We start from the raw sequence: 5,491 nt of genomic DNA, 5'->3' as shown, positions 1-5,491 counted from the left end.
GTGGAATCCGGCTCACCGTCCGCCCGGTGCACCCTCCCTGGCCACCAGCTCGCCTCACCGAGCAATGCTGCTACCGCCGGGACGACAATCGTGCGGACGAGAAAGGTGTCCAAGAGTAACCCGATACCGATGATGAAGCCGATCTGCACCATCACGTCGATCGATCCCAGCATGAGTCCGAACATGCTCGCCGCGAAGATCAAACCGGCTGAGGTGATGACCGAGCCGGTGTACGCGACCGTGCGCAGAACTCCGAGCCGGATATTGGCCGTCGATTCCTCTCTGAGCCGGGAAACCAACAGCATGTTGTAGTCGGCCCCCACTGCCACTAGAACGATGAAGGACACCAGTGGGACCGGCCACGCTATTTCGTTGCCGACAATGTGTTGCAGGACTAGGACACCGATGCCCAGAGCGGCTGCGTAGTTGAGAATGACAGTGGCCAGTAGATAGATCGGTGCGACGATCGCCCTGAGTAAGAGCATTAGGATCAGGCCGACTATCAGGAGCGTCCCGAATCCGAGTAACTTGAAGTCGTACGCCAGAAGTCGTTGGATGTCGGCGTTGATCGCCGGGAACCCGGCGACAGATGCGCGCGCACCCTGCAGCGTGGTGTTCGGCATGGCGTCCTCGGCCACCTTTGACAGGCTGTTAGCCAACGTCATGGCATCCGCGGTATACGGATCGTAGGCGGTCTGCACTACATAGCGAGCAGTCTTGCCATCCGGCGAGATGAACTGGCGCGCCACTTGGCTGAACTGTTGATCCTTGAACGCGTCGGCGGGTAGGTAGAATCCCGTTGCCGAGTCGGTGTTGCCGATGTCCCGGGCGGGCGCGCGTAGCTGGGCGGCCACTTGAGACAGGCCCGCCAGCAGCTGTAGGTTGCTGTCCACCAATGCGCTCACACCGCCGGACAGCTGGCGGGCCCCGTCGGCGAGCGCTCGGACGCCCGTCTGGAGCTGTGACAACCGACTGCCGAGGTCCTGGCCGTTGATCGTCTGCAGAGCGGAGTCGAGGACGTTCAATGAGCTCTGCAACTGCGCGATGTCCGCCGTTCCCGGGCCGTTGACTCCACCGAGCTGGGTAGCGAAGTCCGCGAAGCGACCGAGGGACTGGTTGTCGGCCAGTGCGCGGATGTCCGAGGTCTGTGTCTGCAAGGCCGAACACTGCGGGATCTGGACGCACCAGGGAGCATCGAGTGCACTCAACACTGGTGCGACGGCGTCGGCAGCCGACTGTGCTTGTCGTGCCACTCGAGACAGCTCGGGAGCTTGTTGGGAAAACTCATCGAGTGCGGGCGCCGCAGCAGCCAGCTGATCGACGAGCGGACGATACTGGCTGAGCTGCTCGCCGGCCGACGAGGCCTGCTCGAGCAACCCCGACAGCGGCGCGAGGTTGGTGGTGATTTGCTCGTTCAGGACAGCAAGACCGTCGGCGAGTTGTGAGGACCCGGTCCTCAGTAGCTCCAGTTCGCCCTTCCGCGACTGTGCGTCACCGGTCTGTTCGGTGATACCACTACCGATCTGGTCGTTCTGCCATGACAACTCAGCCTGCTCAAGCTTCTCACCCGTCGGGCGAGTCACCCCGATAACGCGGGTGACACCGGGAGTCTGCGCGACGCGCGACGCCATCTGTTCAAGATCGGCCAGTCCCTGGCCGGTGCGCATGTCTTTGTTCGACTCCACCAGAAGGAATTCGGAGATGATGGTGTCTTTGGGAAAGTGCCGGTTCAGCAGCGCGTATCCCTCGTTGCTTCCGGTGTCCGGCGGCTGACCTTCCCGATCGTCGTAGGTGATTGTCATGGTGGTCGCGATGAGGCCGAGAGCGATCAGTGCCACCAGGCTCACCGCGAGCAGCGGGACCGGCCGCCGGATCACCCCCGTTCCCACCCGATGCCAGTACCGTCTGGTGAGGTCACGACGAGGTAGCCCCGCGCCACGCTTTGCCGCGAACGACAGCACGGGGGGCAGCAGAGTGACGGTGGCCAGGAAGCCGAAGGCGATGGAGATCGCGCACGCCGGGCCGAGCGTGTTGAACACGCTGAGCTTGGCGAACGCCATCGCCAAGAAGGCAAGGGCAACTGTCGCTGCGGACGCGAGCACCACGCGACCGATCGTTGCTGTGGCGTTCGCAATGGCCACGTCCGGGGTGTCACCCGCCCGGATGCCCTCGTGATACCGGCTTATGAGGAATACGGAGTAGTCGACTCCGGCGCCGAAGATGATTACTGTCATGAACATCGAGGTGAATTGAGACACGGGCATGCCCAATTCGCCCAGACCCGAGAGCACCCCGCGGCCCACTGCCAGGCTCATGCCGACCACCAGCAGCGGCATGAGAGCGGTGAAGATCGATCGGTAAACGATCAGTAGGATCCCGGCGATCAACAGCACCGTGGCGAGCGTGATCACGACCAGATCGGTCTCACCCACCGCGAGCTGGTCGGTGAACGTGGCAGGTGGACCGGTCACCCGGACAGTTGTGCCGGTACCACCGAAGATCTCGTCCGTGGTGTCACGGACCGCTTCCACCGCGTCGGCAGCGTCCGGCCCGCCCAACGTCCCGGTGACACCGATAGGCAGATACCACGCCTTCTTGTCCTTGCTCAACGCCTGACTCTCCGTGAGCGGGTCACCGAGCAGGTCGCGGACCGCGATGACGTGTTCTGTGTCCGCACGTAGTGTGGTCACCAATTCGTCATATAGGGCGCGGGTGGTGTCCGAAAAGCCCTCGTCGTTCTCCATGGCGACGAAGACGGTGGTCTTGGCCCCCTTCTCATTGAACGCCTCACCCATCCGGTCGAGCGTCTGAAATGACGGTACGCCCGCGGGTATCGGGTCCACCGACTGCTGTCGGATCACCGACTCCAGCTGCGGGAACAGCACTGCGAGGCCGACCGCAACCACGACCCAGACCAACGCCACGACCCCCTTGCGCCGCAACGTGAACCAGGCGACCTTTTCCAGTACAGCGCTGTACTCACCGGTGCCGGCAGAACGCCTCGATGGACGGTTCCGGATGATCGACGGCCTGGCCACGTACAAATTTCCTCTCAGACTGGATTGTTGGGGGACGCCCCCAGGGCGGCTGCGCAGATCGGTCAGCTGTGATGTTCGCTCTCTGCTATCGCCTCCACTTCCTCCAGGGTGGTGGGGATGTGGTACGGCGGCCTGCTCGTGCCCGAGATGCGATAGCGATCCCAGAAATCAGGATCGCCCACGACGCACTCGGCGCGTCCCTCTGGTGTCACAAAGACAGCAACCGTGCGCCTGCCCCCGAGGAGGGCGTCGAGCGCATCGTTCTTGTCGATCCTGCCGTACCAGGTGTACAAGCCGTTCAGGGGCTGGAAATAGCCTTTGATTTTCACCTCGACAGCAATCTCCTTGCCGCGGCACACCAAGGTGCCCACGCCGGAGTAGTCGAGATCGTGGTCGTCAGACACGTAAAGCTCACTTTCTTCACATCAAGCCTTGACAAAAGAACACACTGGCAGTGACACTAGCAGTATCGGGTACCCAGAGTATCGGGTATGAAGTCGAGACTCAACTCGGCCCGGAACACAACGGAGGTGTCACATGACCGTTCAAAATGTGGAGATCAAGCCCGACGTCTCGACGGAAGGCGTTGCGCGCGTCAGCGCCCGCAAGCCCGTCGACATGCAGAGATCTGCCGGCCGACTCCTGCGGGCGGCGGCCGAAAAGTTCTACGACGCGGAGATCGACATCGATTGGGACTCGCCCTGGGAGGAGGGAAAGTACTTCCTGCCCGAGCATCGGGTCTCGCTCTACGGCACCAAGCTGTGGGAGAAAATGAGCGATGAGCAGAAGGTGGAACTCGGGCGCCACGAGATCGTCAGCATTCTCAGCTTCGGTATCTACGCAGAGAATCTGCTCAGCTCAGCGCTGCTCCGAATGTCTGCCAAAGGCGCCCTGACAGATCAAAGGGCCCTCTACGCCCTTAACGAGATCGGCGACGAGGCACGTCACTCGACGATGTTTGCCCGGTTGATCAACAAGACGGGCCTGGCACCGTACAAGTTGCCGAAGGGGTTCTTGGGCTTCGCGAAGATTCTGCACTTTGTGCCTCTCGGCCCGTCTGTATCCGGCGCGACATTGCTCATCGAAGAGATCCTCGACCGCGCTCAGCGTGAGGCGATGAATGACCCGAAAATGCAGCCGCATCTGCGCCAGCTCATGAAGATCCACGTTCTCGAAGAGGCCCGCCACATCACGTTCGCGCGGCTGGAAATGGTGGAGGGGATGCAGCGTCGCGGACGCATCTCGCGCGCTTGGCATCGAGGCACGCTGGCGGTCATTGCGAACTTTGCGTACCCGTTGCTCATCAATCCGAAGGTGTACCCCGCTGTCGGAATCAACCGTCTGCGCGGGCTGTGGGCGCAGCAGACGAGCCCGAACTATCGCGTCAACTTGCAGTTCATGTCCGAGCCGATGATCCGGTTCTTCCACGAGGCCGGGATGATGGAGGGGAAATTCACAATGGCGATGTGGCGCGCAACGCGCAGCCTCCCCGACGACCTGCGCTAACCACACCCGGCCGAGTCCACGCGGCCGCTAATCCGTCTCTCGACCCTACGCCCGGATCTCTCTGGGCTCAGACGGATGCCTCACATCTGCCTGCCACGCGTCCCGCGCCGAGCAGGTCCGTTCGCTCTACTCTTTGATCAGGAGACCTTCACTCAATGCCGTCTTCCAACACCAAGCGCGCGCCGCGCGCCGCCACGGCGACAGACCCGGGAACGACCGAACCCATCACTACCAAGGTGCTCATCATCGGCAGCGGCTTCTCCGGCCTCGGTATGGCCGTGCAGCTCCGCCGACGCGGGAATAACGATTTCATCGTGCTGGAAAAGGCCGACTCCGTCGGTGGGACGTGGCGCGACAACACCTATCCGGGATGCGCGTGTGACGTACCGTCACTGAGGTACTCCTACTCGTGTTTTACCTAGAAGACTCACTGTGGTGCGAACAGCCTCTAGAGAAAGTTCATGACGAGCTAAAGCCCGACACTCCTGGTGTGGAAGCTGGTCGATGGCGCCGAGAGCTTGCTCATCCTCATGTAGTCACTGCCATGCAGTGTGCGCGTAGGGCCTATCCACAACAGCGCGGTGCAGGGTGGCTGCCTCAGCCGGAAAAGGTCGTGCTACTTTAGCAATAAGGGCGCAGCCGCCTCGACGTGCCGGTATGGCTCCGGCCTCTTCGGCGACGGCTACTACTCGTGGAACCATCACTACCCAAGCCAGCAAGGGCCCAGACAGCGGCACCGCCGCGCGCCGCGCGCGAACCACAACCTTCTGCCGTAACTCACTTCCAGAGGACTAGTTTCTCATCTCGCTTGCCTGGACGAGCCGCGCCCTGCGCACCGTCCGTCTACACTCCGTAGGCAGACTCGGGTCTCTCTAGGCCCGCATCCCAGCTCTCTGCCTAATCGCCGGCGCACCTGAGCCGGCCCACACCAATCGCGTCCAGCAGCC

3 protein-coding genes and 1 pseudogene are annotated in these 5,491 nt (G+C 62.2%); 2 read left to right on the top strand and 2 right to left on the bottom strand.

Annotation, left to right across the window (positions count from 1 at the left end; translation table 11 throughout):
* Both ACJMNC_RS18005 and ACJMNC_RS18000 read right to left on the bottom strand, forming a co-directional pair.
* The coding region (locus tag ACJMNC_RS18005) for an RND family transporter (protein ID WP_408949326.1) at nucleotides 1–3,038 on the bottom strand (3,038 nt) is incomplete at its 3' end.
* A 62-nt stretch (nucleotides 3,039–3,100) separates the two neighbouring features.
* Complete coding sequence (locus tag ACJMNC_RS18000) at nucleotides 3,101–3,442, bottom strand: DUF4873 domain-containing protein (RefSeq protein WP_408949325.1); 342 nt, start codon at nucleotides 3,440–3,442, stop codon at nucleotides 3,101–3,103.
* 133 nt (nucleotides 3,443–3,575) lie between these two features.
* On the opposite strand from ACJMNC_RS18000, the gene ACJMNC_RS17995 reads away from it, so the two are divergent.
* Nucleotides 3,576–4,544, top strand: a complete 969-nt coding sequence (locus ACJMNC_RS17995; protein WP_408949324.1) for an AurF N-oxygenase family protein — start codon at nucleotides 3,576–3,578, stop codon at nucleotides 4,542–4,544.
* Between the two features lie 155 nt (nucleotides 4,545–4,699).
* Nucleotides 4,700–4,954, top strand: a pseudogene (locus tag ACJMNC_RS17990) (FAD-dependent oxidoreductase); the annotation flags it as partial.
* Nucleotides 4,955–5,491: the final 537 nt, after the last annotated feature.

Source organism: Gordonia sp. VNK21 (assembly GCF_046098115.1).
Lineage (GTDB): Bacteria > Actinomycetota > Actinomycetes > Mycobacteriales > Mycobacteriaceae > Gordonia.
The sequence above is the reverse complement of the archived record's forward strand: the minus strand, read 5'-3'. Positions and strand labels throughout refer to the sequence as shown.